Origin of the sequence: Streptomyces sp. NPDC102402, assembly GCF_044765765.1 — a bacterium.
Taxonomy (GTDB): Bacteria; Actinomycetota; Actinomycetes; order Streptomycetales; family Streptomycetaceae; genus Streptomyces.
In genome coordinates this window covers 382,523-397,754 of the sequence record NZ_JBIWKR010000004.1, presented here as the reverse complement: position 1 = coordinate 397,754, position 15,232 = coordinate 382,523, and the positions used below count along the sequence as shown (strand labels likewise).

At 71.9% G+C, this 15,232-nt stretch carries 17 protein-coding genes; 15 read left to right on the top strand and 2 right to left on the bottom strand.

Annotation, left to right across the window (positions count from 1 at the left end; all coding sequences use genetic code 11):
• Positions 1 to 151: 151 nt before the first annotated feature.
• The 7 genes from ACIRJR_RS15515 to ACIRJR_RS15485 all read left to right on the top strand — a co-directional run bounded on the left by ACIRJR_RS15515 (position 152) and on the right by ACIRJR_RS15485 (position 8,338).
• Positions 152 to 1,510, top strand: coding sequence for an ABC transporter substrate-binding protein (locus tag ACIRJR_RS15515; RefSeq protein WP_403779692.1), 1,359 nt, complete (start codon positions 152 to 154; stop codon positions 1,508 to 1,510).
• Positions 1,507 to 2,472 (top strand): carbohydrate ABC transporter permease, encoded by a 966-nt coding sequence (locus ACIRJR_RS15510; RefSeq protein WP_403779689.1) that lies wholly within the window; start codon positions 1,507 to 1,509, stop codon positions 2,470 to 2,472. The genes ACIRJR_RS15515 and ACIRJR_RS15510 overlap by 4 nt, the downstream gene beginning before the upstream one ends.
• Complete coding sequence (locus ACIRJR_RS15505) at positions 2,469 to 3,350, top strand: carbohydrate ABC transporter permease (RefSeq protein ID WP_403779686.1); 882 nt, start codon at positions 2,469 to 2,471, stop codon at positions 3,348 to 3,350. Before ACIRJR_RS15510 ends, ACIRJR_RS15505 begins: the two co-directional genes overlap by 4 nt.
• Entirely contained in the window at positions 3,350 to 4,339 is a 990-nt protein-coding gene (locus ACIRJR_RS15500; protein ID WP_403779683.1) for a zinc-dependent alcohol dehydrogenase family protein, read from the top strand. Before ACIRJR_RS15505 ends, ACIRJR_RS15500 begins: the two co-directional genes overlap by 1 nt.
• Complete coding sequence (locus ACIRJR_RS15495) at positions 4,336 to 5,250, top strand: PfkB family carbohydrate kinase (RefSeq protein ID WP_403779680.1); 915 nt, start codon at positions 4,336 to 4,338, stop codon at positions 5,248 to 5,250. The genes ACIRJR_RS15500 and ACIRJR_RS15495 overlap by 4 nt, the downstream gene beginning before the upstream one ends.
• A gap of 56 nt (positions 5,251 to 5,306) precedes the next feature.
• A complete protein-coding gene (locus tag ACIRJR_RS15490) occupies positions 5,307 to 7,748 on the top strand; it encodes a SpoIIE family protein phosphatase (RefSeq protein ID WP_403779677.1) in 2,442 nt (813 codons plus the stop codon).
• A gap of 167 nt (positions 7,749 to 7,915) precedes the next feature.
• Positions 7,916 to 8,338 (top strand): DUF6221 family protein, encoded by a 423-nt coding sequence (locus tag ACIRJR_RS15485; protein WP_403779674.1) that lies wholly within the window; start codon positions 7,916 to 7,918, stop codon positions 8,336 to 8,338.
• A gap of 52 nt (positions 8,339 to 8,390) precedes the next feature.
• Here ACIRJR_RS15485 and ACIRJR_RS15480 read toward each other — a convergent pair whose 3' ends face one another.
• Complete coding sequence (locus tag ACIRJR_RS15480) at positions 8,391 to 9,281, bottom strand: SDR family oxidoreductase (RefSeq protein ID WP_403779671.1); 891 nt, start codon at positions 9,279 to 9,281, stop codon at positions 8,391 to 8,393.
• Between the two features lie 185 nt (positions 9,282 to 9,466).
• On the opposite strand from ACIRJR_RS15480, the gene ACIRJR_RS15475 reads away from it, so the two are divergent.
• The 5 genes from ACIRJR_RS15475 to ACIRJR_RS15455 all read left to right on the top strand — a co-directional run bounded on the left by ACIRJR_RS15475 (position 9,467) and on the right by ACIRJR_RS15455 (position 12,858).
• Positions 9,467 to 9,700: a hypothetical protein gene (locus ACIRJR_RS15475; protein ID WP_403779668.1), complete on the top strand. Its 234-nt coding sequence runs from the start codon at positions 9,467 to 9,469 to the stop codon at positions 9,698 to 9,700.
• A 342-nt stretch (positions 9,701 to 10,042) separates the two neighbouring features.
• Positions 10,043 to 10,546: a lamin tail domain-containing protein gene (locus tag ACIRJR_RS15470; RefSeq protein ID WP_403779665.1), complete on the top strand. Its 504-nt coding sequence runs from the start codon at positions 10,043 to 10,045 to the stop codon at positions 10,544 to 10,546.
• Positions 10,547 to 10,701: 155 nt separating this feature from the next.
• Positions 10,702 to 11,199, top strand: a complete 498-nt coding sequence (locus ACIRJR_RS15465) for a peptidylprolyl isomerase (protein WP_403779662.1) — start codon at positions 10,702 to 10,704, stop codon at positions 11,197 to 11,199.
• 148 nt (positions 11,200 to 11,347) lie between these two features.
• A complete protein-coding gene (locus tag ACIRJR_RS15460) occupies positions 11,348 to 12,142 on the top strand; it encodes an SDR family NAD(P)-dependent oxidoreductase (protein WP_403779659.1) in 795 nt (264 codons plus the stop codon).
• A gap of 26 nt (positions 12,143 to 12,168) precedes the next feature.
• On the top strand, positions 12,169 to 12,858 hold the full coding sequence (locus tag ACIRJR_RS15455; RefSeq protein WP_403779656.1) for a ribonuclease H: 690 nt from the start codon (positions 12,169 to 12,171) through the stop codon (positions 12,856 to 12,858).
• Between the two features lie 98 nt (positions 12,859 to 12,956).
• Here the strand turns inward: ACIRJR_RS15455 and ACIRJR_RS15450 are convergent, their stop codons facing one another.
• Positions 12,957 to 13,367 (bottom strand): ATP-binding protein, encoded by a 411-nt coding sequence (locus tag ACIRJR_RS15450; RefSeq protein ID WP_403780335.1) that lies wholly within the window; start codon positions 13,365 to 13,367, stop codon positions 12,957 to 12,959.
• A 253-nt stretch (positions 13,368 to 13,620) separates the two neighbouring features.
• Here ACIRJR_RS15450 and ACIRJR_RS15445 point away from each other — a divergent pair, with 253 nt between their 5' ends.
• From ACIRJR_RS15445 to ACIRJR_RS15435, 3 genes are all read left to right on the top strand, one after another.
• Positions 13,621 to 14,475: a Scr1 family TA system antitoxin-like transcriptional regulator gene (locus ACIRJR_RS15445; protein WP_403779653.1), complete on the top strand. Its 855-nt coding sequence runs from the start codon at positions 13,621 to 13,623 to the stop codon at positions 14,473 to 14,475.
• Between the two features lie 101 nt (positions 14,476 to 14,576).
• Positions 14,577 to 14,834, top strand: a complete 258-nt coding sequence (locus ACIRJR_RS15440; RefSeq protein WP_403779649.1) for a WhiB family transcriptional regulator — start codon at positions 14,577 to 14,579, stop codon at positions 14,832 to 14,834.
• A 41-nt stretch (positions 14,835 to 14,875) separates the two neighbouring features.
• Complete coding sequence (locus tag ACIRJR_RS15435) at positions 14,876 to 15,214, top strand: YkvA family protein (RefSeq protein ID WP_403779646.1); 339 nt, start codon at positions 14,876 to 14,878, stop codon at positions 15,212 to 15,214.
• The last annotated feature ends 18 nt before the right edge of the window (positions 15,215 to 15,232 follow it).

Here is a 15,232-nt window from a genome sequence, read left to right as displayed (position 1 = left end):
CACCACGGCGAGAACGGCCCCGCCCGAACCCACCGCCCGCTCCCCGCCCCCCGTCAGGGGCCGGAGGACCGCTTCGCCGTGCCCGGAACGGTCAGGAGGACCGTCACACGGGCACCGATCCACGAGCCGCTACGACCGATCAGGAGAACTTATGCCCCACCAGCAACGACGCCGTGGGATCCGCGTGCGTGCGGTCGCGGGCACGGCAGCGATGGCCCTCCTCACCGCCGGGTGTGCCGGAGCGGGCGGCACCGCGTTCGGAGGGGGTGACGCACTGAACGTACTCATGGTGAACAACCCGCAGATGGTCGAGCTGCAGAAGCTCACCGCCGAGCACTTCACCGAGGAGACCGGCATCAAGGTCCACTTCACCGTGCTCCCGGAGAACGACGTCCGCGACAAGATCAGCCAGGACTTCTCCAACCAGGCGGGCCAGTACGACGTGGCCACCATCAGCAACTTCGAGGTCCCCTTCTTCGCGAAGAACGACTGGCTGCACCCGCTCGACGACTACGCCGCGAAGGACACCGGCTTCGACCAGGACGACATCCTCGAACCGCTGCGGGAGTCGCTCACCGCCGAGGGCAGGCTCTACGCCGAACCCTTCTACGGGGAGTCGTCCTTCCTGATGTACCGCAAGGACGTCTTCGAGGCGAAGGGGCTGACGATGCCCCCGCACCCCACCTGGACGGAGGTCGCCGGCCTCGCGGCGGAGGCGGACGGCGCCGAGCCCGGCATGAAGGGCATCTGCCTGCGCGGACTGCCCGGCTGGGGCGAACTCGTCGCCCCGCTCACCACCGTCGTCAACACCATGGGCGGCACCTGGTTCACCGAGGACTGGGAACCGCGGCTCACCTCGCCCGAGTTCAAGAAGGCCACGAAGTTCTACGTCGACCTCGTGCGCAAGCACGGGGAGCGTGGTGCCTCCCAGTCCGGGTACGCCGAGTGCCTCAACAACATGACCCAGGGCAAGACCGCCATGTGGTACGACGCCACGGCCGGCGCCGGCTCCCTGGAGGCGGCGAAGTCCCCGGTGAAGGGGAAGATCGGCTACGTGCCCGCGCCGGTCGAGGAGACCAGGAGCTCGGGATGGCTCTACACCTGGGCCTGGGGCATCCAGAAGGCCTCCAAGAAGTCGGACGACGCCTGGAAGTTCGTCTCCTGGGCCTCCGGCAAGGAGTACGAGTCGCTCGTCGGCGAGACCAGCGGCTGGGCCGACGCACCGGCCGGGAAACGGGCCTCCACCTACGAGAATCCCGAGTACCGCAAGGCAGCCGGTGCGTTCGCGGACGTCACCGAGCGGGCCATCGCCGGGGCCGACCCGGGGAACCCGGGCGTCCAGCCGCGCCCCGTGCCCGGCATCCAGTTCGTGGGCATCCCCGAGTTCACCGATCTCGGCACCAGGGTCGCGCAGGAGATCAGCGCGGCCATCGCCGGCCGGCAGTCCGTCGACAAGGCGCTCGCCACCTCCCAGAAGCTGGCCGAGCAGGTCGCCAAGGAGTACCGATGACCACAGCAGTCGGCACCACCCCCCAGTCACCACCCCGCCCGGCCACCACGCCCGACCGCGGAAGGACGGGCCCCCGGGCCTGGGCCACCAGGGCCCCGCTCCTGCCCGCACTGGTCTTCCTGATCGTCGTCACCCAACTGCCCTTCGTGGCGACCCTGGTGATCTCGCTCTTCGACTGGAACTCCCTCAGCCCCGAGAAGCGCGCCTTCAACGGGCTCGACAACTACGCCTCGGTCTTCACCGACGCCGCGCTCCGTGACTCGGTCCTCACCACGATCCTGCTGACCGCGGGCGTCGTCATCTCCACCGTCGTCATCGGACTGGCCCTCGCGCTGCTCCTGGACCGCGCCTTCTTCGGCCGGGGCATGGTCCGCACCCTGCTCATCACGCCGTTCCTCATCGTGCCCGTCTCCGCCGCCCTGCTCTGGAAGCACGCGCTCTACAACCCGGAGTACGGCCTCCTCAACGGTGCGCTGAGCTGGGTCGGCGAGCTGTTCGGAGACACGAGCCCGAGCCAGCCGGACTGGATCGCGGACATGCCGCTGCTCGCCGTCGTCGCGGCACTGGTCTGGCAGTGGACGCCGTTCATGATGCTCATCCTGCTCGCGGGACTCCAGAGCAGGCCCGCCGAGGTCGTCGAGGCGGCGCGCCTCGACGGTGCGAGCGCCTGGCAGACCTTCCGGTACCTGACCCTGCCGCACCTGCGCAGGTACCTCGAACTCGGAGTGCTGCTCGGCGCCGTCTACATCGTGCAGAACTTCGACGCCGTATTCACCATCACCGCGGGCGGCCTCGGCACCGCCAACCTCCCCTACACGATCTACCAGACCTTCTACCAGGCCCACGAATACGGACTGGCGTCCGCCGCGGGAGTCGTGGTGGTGATCGGCACGATCATCATCGCCACCTTCGCGCTGCGGACCGTCTCGTCCCTCTTCAGTGAGGAGGCGAACCGCGCATGACCGCCACCACCGTCCCCGCGCCGCCCGCCCCGTCCGCACGACGCGTCCTGCGGCGGGCCAAACGCCGCAACACGGCGCTCGGCCTGCTGGCCTGGGCGGCGGGTCTCGCCTTCTGCCTGCCCGCGCTGTGGATGCTGCTGACCTCCCTGCACGCGGAGTCCGACGCGGCGACCAACCCGCCCTCCCTCTTCGCGCCGCTCACCCTCGACGGCTACCGGGCCTTCTTCGGCGCCGACACCGGCGTCACCCCGTGGCCGCCCCTGCTCAACTCCCTCGGCGCCTCGTTCTTCTCCACCGTCCTGGTGCTCCTGCTGGCGCTCCCGGCGGCGTACGCCCTGTCCATCCGCCGCGTCCGCAAGTGGACGGACGTGATGTTCTTCTTCCTCTCCACGAAGATGCTGCCCGTCGTCGCCGGCCTCCTGCCGGTCTACCTGTTCGCCAAGAACGCCGGGCTGCTCGACAACATCTGGCTCCTCGTCCTGCTCTACACCTCGATGAACCTGCCGATCGCGGTCTGGATGATGCAGTCCTTCCTCGCGGACGTGCCGGTGTCGGTCATCGAGGCGGCCCAGGTGGACGGCGCAAGGCTGCCGACCGTGCTGGCGCGTGTGGTCGCGCCCATGGCCGCGCCCGGCATCGCGGCCACGGCGCTGATCTGCTTCATCTTCAGCTGGAACGAACTGCTCTTCGCACGGGTGCTCACCGGCGTCGTCGCCCAGACCGCGCCCGTCTTCCTCACCGGATTCGTCACCAGCCAGGGCCTGTTCCTGGCCCAGCTGTGTGCCGCGTCCGTCGTCGTGTCCCTGCCGGTGCTCGCCGCCGGCTACGCCGCCCAGGACAAACTCGTCCAGGGCCTGTCTCTCGGAGCAGTGAAATAATGCGGGCAGCGATCGTGGAAGCCCCCGGCAAGGTCTCCGTCACCACCGTCCCCGACCCCACCCCCGGACCGCGGGAAGTCGTCGTCTCCGTCGCCTCGTGCGGCCTCTGCGGTACCGATCTGCACATCCTCCAGGGCGAGTTCGCGCCCACCCTGCCGCTCGTGCCCGGCCATGAGTTCGCCGGGGAGATCGTGGGGGTCGGACGGGACGTCACAGAACTGGCCCTCGGCGACCGCGTCGCCGTCGACCCCTCCCTGCACTGCCACGAGTGCCGCTACTGCCGCAGCGGACGCGGCAACCTCTGCGAACGCTGGGCCGCCATCGGAGTCACCGTCTCCGGCGGGGCCGCCGAGTACGCCGTCGCGCCCGTCGCCAACTGCGTCAAGCTGCCCGAGCACATCGACGTGAAGGACGCGGCCCTGATCGAGCCGCTGTCCTGCGCGGTCAGGGGCTACGACGTACTGAACAGCACCCTCGGTGCCGAGGTGCTGATCTACGGCTCCGGAACCATGGGACTGATGATGCTGGAGCTCGCCAAGCGCACCGGGGCGGCGGGCGTGGACGTCCTCGACGTCAACCCCGAGCGCCTCGCCACGGCGGGGCGCCTCGGCTGCTCCCGCTCGGCGGCCGGGGCCGACGAGCTGGACCGGCCCGGCGGCTGGGACGTCGTCATCGACGCGACGGGCAACGCCGCGGCCATCCAGGACGGCCTGGGACGCGTCGCCAAGGGCGGCACCTTCCTCCAGTTCGGGGTCGCCGACTACGCCACGACCGCGGTCATCGAGCCGTACCGCATCTACAACCAGGAGATCACCATCACCGGCTCGATGGCCGTCCTGCACAGCTACGAACGCGCCGCCGCGCTCTTCGCCACCGGGGTGCTCGACCCGGCGGTCTTCATCAGCGACCGGCTGCCGCTCGACCGGTATCCGCAGGCCATCGACCGCTTCAAGGCGGGTATCGGCCGCAAGATCGTGGTCGAGCCGTGACGGGCGGACCCGGCTCCGTCCTGGTGCTCGGCGAGGCCCTCGTCGATCTCGTACCCGTGGCCGGGGACGGCGGCATGCGGGCCGCCCAGTTCGGCGGGGCCCCGGCCAACGTCGCCGTCGGGCTGGCCAGGCTCGGCACCCCCGCCGCGTTCGCCGGCGGCCTCGGCGGCGACGGCTTCGCCCGCATGATCGAGGCCCGGCTGAGGGCGGCGGGGGTCGACCTCACGCTCTGCGGACGCTCCGGCCTGCCCACCGCGCTGGCCGTCGCCGAGCCCGGCGCCGGAGGAACGGGCTACCACTTCCACCTCCAGGACACCGCGACGTTCCGGCTGCCGGACCTCTCCGCGCGGACCGCCGGGTTCGGGGCCGTGTACGTGGGCGGCCTCGCCGCGGTCGTCGAGCCCGCGGCGTCGGTCGTCCGGGCCACGGCGCTCGCGGCCGCCGGACGCTCCCTGCTCGTCGTGGACCCCAACGTCCGCCGGGACCGCACCCTGGGCGAGGGCCACGGTACGGCGGCCCTGCGCGACCTGTGCGACCTCGCACACGTGGTCAAGGCCAGCGACGAGGACCTGGAGCAGCTGTGGCCGGGCACCGCCCCGGAGGAGACCTGCCGGAGACTCGCTGCCGGAGGGCGCCTCGTGGTCCTCACCAGGGGCGCCCGGGGCAGCACGGCGTACACCGCTTCCGCACCGCCGGTGTCGGTCGATGCCGCACCGGTCGAGGTCGTCAACACGATCGGAGCGGGCGACGCGTTCGCCGCGGGTCTGCTGAGCCGGATGTGCGCCCAGGGCTCCTTCACGGCGCATCCGGACCCGGAGGCGGTGCGGGACATGCTGTCCTTCGCCTCCCGGGCGGCCGCCTCGGTGTGCGCGCGGGCGGGCACCGAGCCCTCCCTCGCCGCCCTCACCTGAGGAGCGGTGCCGGGCGCGGACATGCGCACCCGCCCGAGGGTGCGCATCCTGACTGTGTGACCTGGAGCCCTGATGGCAGCCGAACGCCCGACGGACTGTCGCTGGTGCTCGCCCAGGCCGTGGTGAGCGCGGTCGACGCCGTCGGCGGGTACGCGGGCGGCGTCTACCTGCGCTCCCGGACCCCAGGTCTCCTGCTGATGTCGGTGCTCGCGGGGTTGCCGGGGCCGCTGCTGCGTCCCTGGTGGCGGATGCACGTGAACCGGCCGTTCCCGGTGGCGGAGGCGTACCGCTCGAACCGGCCGGTGTACCTGGGCGACGCGGAGGACGCCATGCGCCGGTTCCCGCAGCTGATGGCGGGCCTGCCGTTCCCGTTCGGGTCGCTCTACGCGCCCGTCTCCGACGGGGCCACCCCCGTGGGCGTGCTCGTCGTGCTGAGGTACGCCACCCGGGGCGTGCCGGTCGGCGGCGCGGACCGGAGGCGCATGGAAGCCCTCGCCGCGCGGCTCGGCACCGACATCGCCGCGCAGGACGCCCCCGCCCTGTGGGACGGAGACCCCCTGCTCGTACGGCTTCCGACGCGCACGGCCCGGCCGCTGCGCGTCGGACACTTCGAGTGGGACACGGGCACCGGAGCCGTCACCGCGGACGACGACACGCACGAGATCCTGGGCCTCGGGACGGACGACACGCCGGTGCGGTCCATGGAGGCCCTGACGGCGCGCCTGCTGTCCGAGGACCTGTACGGACTGTGGGCGCTGGGAAGCAGGGCCGCGCGGTCGGCGGAGCCCCACGTGCGGCGGATGCGGCTCTGGGGGCCGGACGGCCGCCCGCTCGTCCTCGAGCTCTCCGGCCACGGGGAGCACGACGGCCGGGCGGGCAGGCTCAGCGGTGTCCTGTTCGACCGGGGTGCCGGCCCGGCCGTCCCGGACGCCGCCGACCGGATCCCGCGCGCCCTGCTCTCCCACGACCGGCTCGGCCGGATCACCTACGTCAACCGAGGGGCCGAGGAGATCCTCGGCCACAGCCGGGCGGAGCTGACCGGACGGCCGCTGGGGGAGGCGCTGCCCTGGCTCGCGAACCCCTCGTACGAGGACCACCACCGGGCGGCCCTGTTCTCCGACGACCCCGTGCACTTCCTGGCCCGGCGGACCCCGACGCAGTGGCTGTCCGTGGCGATGTTCCCCGGCCACGACGGCGTCACGATCGCCCTCACCCCTTCGGGACGGCCCGGCCGCACGCCCGAGCCCGGATCCCCCCAGGGAGAGGAGCTCGGCTCACCGGCCGACCGCTCCGCCGTGCTGTACCGGCCGGTCGCCCTGGCCATCGCGCTGACGGAGGCCGTCACGGCGCGCCAGGTCTCGGCCGTGGTCACGGAGGAACTGCTGCCCGCCTTCGGAGGCAGGCAGCTGGCCATCTACCTCCAGAACGAGGGGCGCCTCTACCTGGCCTGGGAGACGGGCTTCCCCCGTGGCTTCCTGGACCGCTTCGACGGGGTCGGCCTCGACACCCACATCCCCGGCGTGGAGACGCTCACGACCGGGCGGCCGCTGTTCTTCGAGTCCATGGAACTGCTGGGCGAGGCCTATCCCGGTATCCCCATGGACACCAGCGTCGGCGCCCGCGCCTTCCTGCCCCTGATCGCCTCGGGCCGCCCTGTCGGGTCGTGCATCCTCGGATTCGACCAGCCACGCGGCTTCAGCCCCGAGGAGCGCACCGTGCTCACCGCGCTGGCCGGGCTCATCGCCCAGGCGCTCCAGCGCGCCCAGCGCTACGACACCGAGGCGGCGCTCGCCAGGGGGCTGCAGGACGCCCTGCTGCCCCACCGGCTTCCGGTCGTCGACCAGGTCGAGACCGTCGGGCGATATCTCTCGGGCACCCAGGACATCGAGATCGGGGGCGACTGGTACGACGTCATCGAGACCGGCAGCGGACTCGCCCTCGTCATCGGGGACGTCCAGGGACACGGTGTCGCCGCGGCGGCCACCATGGGACAGATCCGCAGCGCGGTCAGAGCGTTCGCGCTCATCGGGCACGCCCCGCAGGAGATCATGAGTGCCACCAACCGGCTGCTCATCGGACTCGACCCCGGCCAGTTCGCCAGCTGCTGCTACGTGTTGCTCGACCCCGACACCGGCGCGACCCTGGCCGTGCGTGCCGGACACCCGCAGCCCGTCCTGCGGCACGCGGACGGCAGGACCGAGGTCCTCGACCTGCCCGGGGGAGTCGTGCTCGGGGTCGACCCGGACGCCTCCTACCCGGTCACCGAACTGCGGCTCGGCCCGGGCGCGGTCCTGGCCCTCTTCACGGACGGGCTGGTGGAGAAGGCCGGAACGGACATCGACGAGGGCATCGAGCGCCTGCGCAGCACCCTGGCCGCGGTGGGTCACATGCCGCTCGCCGAGAGCGCGGACCGGATCATCGGACAGGCCCGCCAGGCCGAGGACCGGCCCGACGACATCGCGCTGCTCATGGCCGCCCGCCGGCCCCCGTCGCGGTGACCGGCCCGGTCACAGCCTGCCGCGGTGTCCGTCATACGGAACACCGACGGTGCGGAATGCGCCGACGGCATGCCGGTGAGGCATCCTCTGCTGGTCGGGCAGAACGGGTCCGTGGCGGTGGGTGGACCTGCCGCCGCGGTCTGTGACGGAGAAGGATTCGGAACCAGATGGCAGAGAACGTGGAACTGTTGGCCTTCGTACGGGCGCGCCTCGCGGAGGAGGAGCACATCGCGCGGGAGGCGGGCGGCGACGGCTGGCGGATGCCCGCCGAGGCGCCGGGTGAGGTGCACGACCGCACGAGCGGCATCGCGTTCGTGGTCCGGTCGCGCGGTTACGACCGGCACATCGCCTTCCAGGACCCCGCGCGCACCCTGCGCCGTATCGAGACCACCAGGGTCCTGCTGGACGAGTACGAGGAGATCGCTGCCCTGGACACCGACCGCCCGGCCCAGGACTTTCCCTCGGGTCGCGCCGTCGGCCTCGGATTCGTCGTCCGGCAGATGGCCGCCGAGCACGCCGGACACCCCGACTACCGGGTGAAGTGGTTGCCCCGGTTCTCCCACTGGGGCCCGTCGGCGGGACCGGAGTAGGGGCAGGCGGCCGTGGCGGCCTCGGTGCGCGGTCGCGGGGGGCCGGGGCGCGTCAGCCGTCCGCGGAGCGGCCGCCCGCGGCGTCGGCACGGCCCCCGGCGCCCAGGAGTCCCGTCGCCTCGAAGTGGGCCTCTCGCTCCAGCCTGGGAACCTCTCGTTTCGAGAGCGCCGTGACCACCGGGGGCATGGCCGCCCGGACCACCTGCGTCGCGCGGAGCCACCCCGGGGCGTACACGGCGGCGCTGCGTCGCTCCGCCGCGCGCACCATACGGCGTGCCACGGTCCGGGCCGGATACACCTTGCGGGCGGGCCTCGGCATGTGAGCCCGCAGCTCCCGCAGCACGGGGTGCTGGTCGGCGTCACGGATCATGTCGGTGTCCGTCCAGTTCAAGTAGCCGATCCCCACCCCGACGCGCTCGTGGGCGAGCTCGGCGCGCAGAGCGTGGGCGAACGACTCCACACCGGCCTTGGACGCGCAGTAGGCACTCATCATGGGCGCCGCGCCGATCGAGGCCAGCGACGCGATCTGCAGGAAGTATCCCCGGGTCGCGCGCAACTGGGGCAGGAAGGCCCGTGCGGTGATCGCGCTGCCGATCAGGTTCACCTCGATCACGCGCCGCCAGGTCGCCGGGTCGGACTCCGCGAAGGGTCCGCCCTCGGCCAGTCCGGCGTTGGCGATCACGACAGAGGCGGGCCCGAGGGTCTTCCGCACGTCGTCGGCCACCGCGGCCATCCCCGCCTCGTCGGTGACGTCGACCTCCCAGCAGCGGGCCGGGCCGGGGAGCGTGTCCCGGACCTGGGCCAGGGTCGATTCCTCACGGCCGATCAGGGCGACGGTTGCGCCTCTCTCGGCCAGTTCCCGCACCATCGCCGCGCCGAGACCCCGTGCGGCGCCGGTCACCACCGCGACGCGGCCCTCCAGAGGACTTGCCGTGCCAGCCATCCGCGTCTCCTCGGGGTCGACCGCGTGCGTGCTCCGCTCCACCGTCCGCGAGCGGTCCTTCCACCTAAGCACTCGTGACGGACGGGCGCCCCGTGGGGCGGGCCGGGCCGGACTGAGTACGGGGATCTCCGGGTCTGAGTACGTGACCGGATCCCGGCCCCGGCCCCCGCTGGTCGAATGGGGGCATGCCCACCGCAGCGCCGACGCGCCCCCGAATCCAGACCCTGGCCAGCGCCGGCACGGCGCTGGCCGTGACCCTTCTTCCGCTGGCCGCGGGCGTCCTGCTGGCCAGGACGATGGCCCTGGATCCGATGGCACCGGTGAACGCACTGGTCACCGGCGGTGGCCAGCGCGTCCGTCTCGCCCCCTCGCGGTGGGCGCTGAAGGCTCGAACGCACGAACTCCTTGCCCGACGGTAATGGAATGCCTGTCCAGGTAAGCGCTCTCGCGTCTGTTACACGGATCCGCCCGCTCCCGACCGGGGCGCCCGGGGGAGCGGGCCAGGGGTGAACGGAGCGCCATGACCAGGTGAACGGTCCCCCGAAAGGGTCGGTGCAACGATCAACGGTTGACAGGTCTACGACCGCCGGAATCCGTGCCTCGTGCAGTTGTGTGTGACAGAAATGTCCGTACTTCGTCACACGAACCAGGGCACCTTTCGGCCACCTCGAAAGCGGGACAAAGTTTGCGTTCTCGGCACGACGCCGAGGTCGGAAAAACGCCCGGCACTCCATTCCGGGCCCGCATGATGAGGGGTTTTCATGTCCCGTTCCGCACGACGGATCACCGCCACCGTTCTCGCCTCAGGCGCCCTGCTCGGCGCAGCGGCCCTGCCGGCCACGGCCGATGGCCGGGACCACGGCCACAACCGGCCGGCCCAGCGCTCGGCGGTCGTCCTGGGCGAGATCCAGTACGACAGCCCCGGCCGCGACAACGGGTCCAACCGCAGCCTGAACGCCGAGTGGGTCACCGTCACCAACACCAGCCGCCACTCCGTCAACCTGCGTGGCTGGACCCTCAGTGACGAGAGCCGCCGCACCTACAAGTTCGACCTGCGGCTGCCCGGACGCTCCTCCGTCCGCGTCCACACCGGTGTCGGCCGCGACACCCGCCACGACGTGTACCAGGACCGCCGCAACTACGTGTGGGACAGCAGGGACACCGCCACGCTCCGCGACAACCGCGGGCGCAAGATCGACTCCGAGTCCTGGGGCCGGCACCGCGACGGCGGCCACCGTGACGGCGGCCACCGCGGCAACCGCTGAGCAGCGACGGTAGGGAGAAGCGGCGTTCTCCCTGACTGAAGGACGGCGTACCACGGCTCACCCCGTGGTACGCCGTATCCGTGTTCCCCGGCAGCGGTCGCCTCGCGGGTGGGGCCTGTGCATCGGGGTGCGCCGAGTGATGTCAGGATGGGCTCATGACCATCAAGGCGTATTTCGACATCACCATCGACGACCAGCCCGCCGGGCGGATCGTGTTCAACCTCTTCGACGACGTGGCCCCCAAGACCGCGGAGAACTTCCGCGCGCTCGCCACCGGTGAGCAGGGCTTCGGCTACGCCGGCTCGCCGTTCCACCGCGTCATTCCGGACTTCATGCTCCAGGGCGGTGACTTCACCCGGGGTGACGGCACCGGCGGCAAGAGCATCTACGGCGAGAAGTTCGCCGACGAGAACTTCACCCTGAAGCACAACAAGCCGGGTCTGCTCTCCATGGCCAACGCCGGCCCGAACAGCAACGGTTCGCAGTTCTTCATCACCACCGTCCTCACGCCGTGGCTCGACGGCAAGCACGTGGTGTTCGGCGAGGTCGCCGACGAGCCCAGCATGGAGCTCGTCCGCAAGATCGAGTCGTACGGTTCCTCCTCCGGCAGGACCAAGGCGCAGATCGCCGTCTCGGCGTCCGGCGTTCTCTGACGTACGCGACGGGGCTCCCGGCCGGTTCTCTCGCGGCCGGGAGCCCCGCGTCGTGTCCTGGACCGGGCCCGGCCGGAAGGCGACCCGGCCCGGAGGATGCCAGGGTGGAGAGCCCGCACACCCGGTAGCGGGACGAGAGGAGCGCACGGTGCGTATCGACCTTGCCGGCAGGACAGCCGTCGTGACCGGCTCCTCGCAGGGCATCGGCCTCGCCATCGCCACGGGCCTGGCCGGCGCCGGAGCGCGCGTCGTACTGACCGGACGGAGCCGTGACCGGCTCGACGCGGCGGCGGACGTGCTGCGGGGCACCCAGCCGGAGGCCGACGTCCTCACGGCCGCCTGCGACCTCGCCACGGAGCAGGGTGCGGCGGAACTGTACGAGGCCGTGCCCGCGACGGACATCCTGGTCAACAACCTCGGCATCTTCGGTCCCCGGCCCGCGCTGGAGATCACCGACGAGGAGTGGCGGGCCTACTTCGACACCAACGTCCTCAGCGCGGTACGGCTGATCCGCCGCTACCTGCCCGGCATGACCGGGCGCGGGTGGGGCCGGGTGCAGAACATCGCGAGCGACTCCGCGCTCGTCGTCCCCGCCGAGATGATCCACTACGGGATGTCGAAGACCGCGCTCCTCGCCGTCTCCCGCGGTTTCGCCAAGGAGGCAGCGGGGACCGGTGTGACCGTGAACTCGGTCATCGCGGGTCCCACCCACACCGGTGGAGTCGAGGACTTCGTCCACGAGCTCGTGGGCGGGGACCTTCCCTGGGACGAGGCCCAGCGCGTCTTCATGCGCCGGCACCGCCCGCAGTCCCTGCTCCAGCGGCTGATCGAGCCCGAGGAGATCGCGAACCTCGTCGTCTACCTGAGTTCCCCGCAGGCGTCCGCCACGACCGGCGCGGCCGTGCGGGTGGACGGCGGCTACGTCGACTCGATCGTGCCCTGACCCTTCGGGCTGGCATGATCGGGGGCATGGACGAGCGCATCATCGCCGCGTGTGACGGGGCATCGAAGGGCAATCCGGGACCTGCCGCCTGGGCGTGGGTCGTGGCCGATGGCCAGGGGAACCCCCGCCGGTGGGAAGCGGGCCCGCTGGGCACCGCCACCAACAACGTCGCCGAGCTCACCGCTCTGCTGGAACTGCTGAGGTCGACGGACCCCGCCGTGCCCGTCGAGGTGCGCATGGACTCGCAGTACGCCATGAACGCGGTGACCAAGTGGCTTCCCGGGTGGAAGCGCAACGGCTGGAAGACGTCGGCGGGCAAGCCGGTCGCCAACCGCGAGCTGGTGGTCGGCATCGACGAACTGCTGAGCGGCCGCGGTGTGACCTTCCGCTACGTGCCGGCGCACCAGGTGGACGGCGACCCGCTCAACGCCCTGGCCGACCAGGCCGCGAGTGAGGTGGCCGTGTCGCAGCAGGCGGCGGGTACGGCGTACGGCACCGCCGACCTGCCCGTGCCGGCCCCTGCCCGCTCGACGAAGAGCCGCGTCGCCGGTGCCGGGGCCAAGGGCGCGTCAGCGGGCAAGCCGCGTTCGGGGGGCACGATCCGGGCGAAGTTCGCGGGCCGGTGCGTGTGCGGGAAGCCCTACGCGGCCAAGGACATGATCGCGAAGAATCCGAGCGGCTGGGGTCACCCGGAGTGCCGGGCCGTCCTCGCCTGAGCCCGTCCGTCCACGCCTGGCAGCGGCCGTCCTCGCCTGTGTCCGTCCGTCCACGCCAGTGAGTGTCCGCCCGGGCCCGCCGCGTCCGCCCACGACGTTCAGATGTCGGCCCAGACGAGCCGGCCGGACACACTGCTCCGGGTGCCCCAGCGCGTCGCCAGAGCGTCCACGAGCATGAGGCCCCGGCCGTCCTCGGCCACAGTCGCCAGGCTGAAGCCCTCGTCCGCGCCTTCCGTGCCGATGAGGGCGACCGGGCCGGGGCCCTCCGTGCCGTCCGGGCCGTGAGGCCCGCCGCCGACGGCGTACGACTCCGGATTCCGCGGTCCCGGAAACTCCGGGATGTGCCGCCGGCCGCGGTTCCACACGCAGATGCGCACCCGGCCGGGGGTCCGCAGGAGGCGGCACCGGATCCGGCGGCCCGCGGTGTGTTCCACCGCGTTCGTGACCAGCTCGGTCACGACCAGGGCGGCCGTCTCGACGCGGTCGTCAGGCTCTCCCCAGTGCCGCATCGCTTCCTGCACACGGTGCCTGGCGACGGGGACGCCCCGGGGGAGGCGGGGGATCCACCAGCTCTGTGCGCTACGCCGGCCCGAGCCCTCCGGGGCCAGACGCGCGCACGTGACTATTTCCGACATGTACGTACTCTCCGTGCAAAGTGCATACTTTGCAAGGGGCAGAATGCCCGGATGGTTCCGAATCGACGCTGAGACCGCTCCGACACCCCCACCCCTGTCGGAGCGACACGAGCGGAAGGGTACGTGGATGAGGCCCCGTTCCGGCCCCACCGTCGAGCACCGTGTCCTGGCGGCGCGTCTGCGGATACTCAGGGAACGCGCGGGCGTCAGCCTTCAGGCGGCGGCCGTGGCACTGGGTGCCCACCCCGCCACCGTGCGGCGCATCGAGCGCGCCGAGACCGGACTCGACGCCCATCAGGTGCGCGTCCTCCTGGAGCGCTACGCGGTGTCCGCCGCGGAGGCCGAGCCGATCATGACGGGCCTCACGGCCGCGAACCTGCCGGGCTGGTGGCACCACTGGCGGGACGCCATGGAGCCCTGGCAGCAGGAGGTCATCGGCATCGAGTCCTCCGCCGCGCTCGTCCGGACCTGGCATCCCGCCCTCGTCCCCGAACTGCTGCGCACCCCTGCCTACGAGGCGGCCCTGTGCCGGATGCTCGCCGACGCCGACGCGTCACGGCGTGACCGGCACCTCGAACTGCTGGGAGAGCGGCAGCGCCGCCTGGAGGAGCGCGGTGCCGCCCTCTGGGCGCTGCTCCCGGCCGCGGCCCTCCACACGACCGTCGGCGGCCCCGCCGTGATGGACGAGCAGCGGGCCGTGCTCGAGGCGGCCGCGTACCGGCGGCACCTCACCGTCCAGGTGGTGCCCCTGGACAACCCTCCGCATCCCATGACCGGGGTCCCGTCGCTGCACCTGCTGCGCGTCCCGGCCCCGGAGATCGGCGACCGGGCGGTCCTGGAGACCCCCGGTTCCCGGGTGGACATCATCGACGAACCGGCCGTCGTCATGGACTACCGCATCCGCCTCGACGGTGCCTGCGCCGCCGCCCCGCACCCGGGGTCCCCCCTGCCGGAAGGCGGGAAAGGTGCCGGAAAGCCGTGAACGACGGGCCCGTTGGGGGTTTCGGACGCCCGATGACGGTCACGCGCACCAGTACGGAACCCGGATCGGCCGTCCGATCCCTGCGAGAAGGAGTGAGAGCCATGGACAACTGGCGCATGCACGCGGCGTGCCGCGAAGAGGACCCCGACCTGTTCTTCCCCATCGGCAGCAGCGGTCCCGCCCTCGTCCAGGCCGAGGAGGCCAAGGCCGTCTGCGGGACGTGCCCCGTGCGGGACCAGTGCCTGGAATGGGCACTGGAGAACGGACAGGACGCCGGTGTGTGGGGAGGCATGGACGAGAACGAACGCCGTGCCCTGAAGCGCCGCCGTTCCCGTCAGCAGGCCAGGATCCACGGATGACGCCTCCTGGCTCCGGCCGCTCCGCCGGGAGACGATGAACCATGGACACCTCGGTCTGGCTCATCATCGGCGCTCTGGCGCTCCTGCTCATGGCGGGGGCCGCCGCGGTCCTTCTCGTCCGCGTGGTCCGGGCGAGGAAGCTGCTCATCGACGCCGGTATCCCCCTGCGCAACAAGGCGCTCGTGTGGGCATCGGTGATCTACACGGTGTCGCCCGTCGACCTCCTGCCGGACCCCGTGTACCTCGACGACATCGGCTTCCTGCTGCTCGCCCTGCGCTCGCTGCACGCGGCCGCGCACGCGGCCGGTGCGGGGCGGCGGCGGCCTGCTGCGACACCGGTGGAATCCGGCGGCAACCTTTCCGCATCCGGGAGCAACTGAGGGGGCGTAAGCCGTCCC

Excerpts from the sequence above, each read along its gene's own strand:
- ACIRJR_RS15515 (WP_403779692.1), top strand. The coding sequence starts at position 152 with ATGCCCCACCAGCAACGACGCCGTGGGATCCGCGTGCGTGCGGTCGCG.
- ACIRJR_RS15510 (WP_403779689.1), top strand. The coding sequence starts at position 1,507 with ATGACCACAGCAGTCGGCACCACCCCCCAGTCACCACCCCGCCCGGCC.
- ACIRJR_RS15505 (WP_403779686.1), top strand. The coding sequence starts at position 2,469 with ATGACCGCCACCACCGTCCCCGCGCCGCCCGCCCCGTCCGCACGACGC.
- ACIRJR_RS15500 (WP_403779683.1), top strand. The coding sequence starts at position 3,350 with ATGCGGGCAGCGATCGTGGAAGCCCCCGGCAAGGTCTCCGTCACCACC.
- ACIRJR_RS15485 (WP_403779674.1), top strand. The coding sequence starts at position 7,916 with ATGGCAGAGAACGTGGAACTGTTGGCCTTCGTACGGGCGCGCCTCGCG.
- ACIRJR_RS15480 (WP_403779671.1), bottom strand. The coding sequence starts at position 9,281 with ATGGCTGGCACGGCAAGTCCTCTGGAGGGCCGCGTCGCGGTGGTGACC.
- ACIRJR_RS15475 (WP_403779668.1), top strand. The coding sequence starts at position 9,467 with ATGCCCACCGCAGCGCCGACGCGCCCCCGAATCCAGACCCTGGCCAGC.
- ACIRJR_RS15470 (WP_403779665.1), top strand. The coding sequence starts at position 10,043 with ATGTCCCGTTCCGCACGACGGATCACCGCCACCGTTCTCGCCTCAGGC.
- ACIRJR_RS15465 (WP_403779662.1), top strand. The coding sequence starts at position 10,702 with ATGACCATCAAGGCGTATTTCGACATCACCATCGACGACCAGCCCGCC.
- ACIRJR_RS15455 (WP_403779656.1), top strand. The coding sequence starts at position 12,169 with ATGGACGAGCGCATCATCGCCGCGTGTGACGGGGCATCGAAGGGCAAT.
- ACIRJR_RS15450 (WP_403780335.1), bottom strand. The coding sequence starts at position 13,367 with ATGCGGCACTGGGGAGAGCCTGACGACCGCGTCGAGACGGCCGCCCTG.
- ACIRJR_RS15445 (WP_403779653.1), top strand. The coding sequence starts at position 13,621 with ATGAGGCCCCGTTCCGGCCCCACCGTCGAGCACCGTGTCCTGGCGGCG.
- ACIRJR_RS15440 (WP_403779649.1), top strand. The coding sequence starts at position 14,577 with ATGGACAACTGGCGCATGCACGCGGCGTGCCGCGAAGAGGACCCCGAC.
- ACIRJR_RS15435 (WP_403779646.1), top strand. The coding sequence starts at position 14,876 with ATGGACACCTCGGTCTGGCTCATCATCGGCGCTCTGGCGCTCCTGCTC.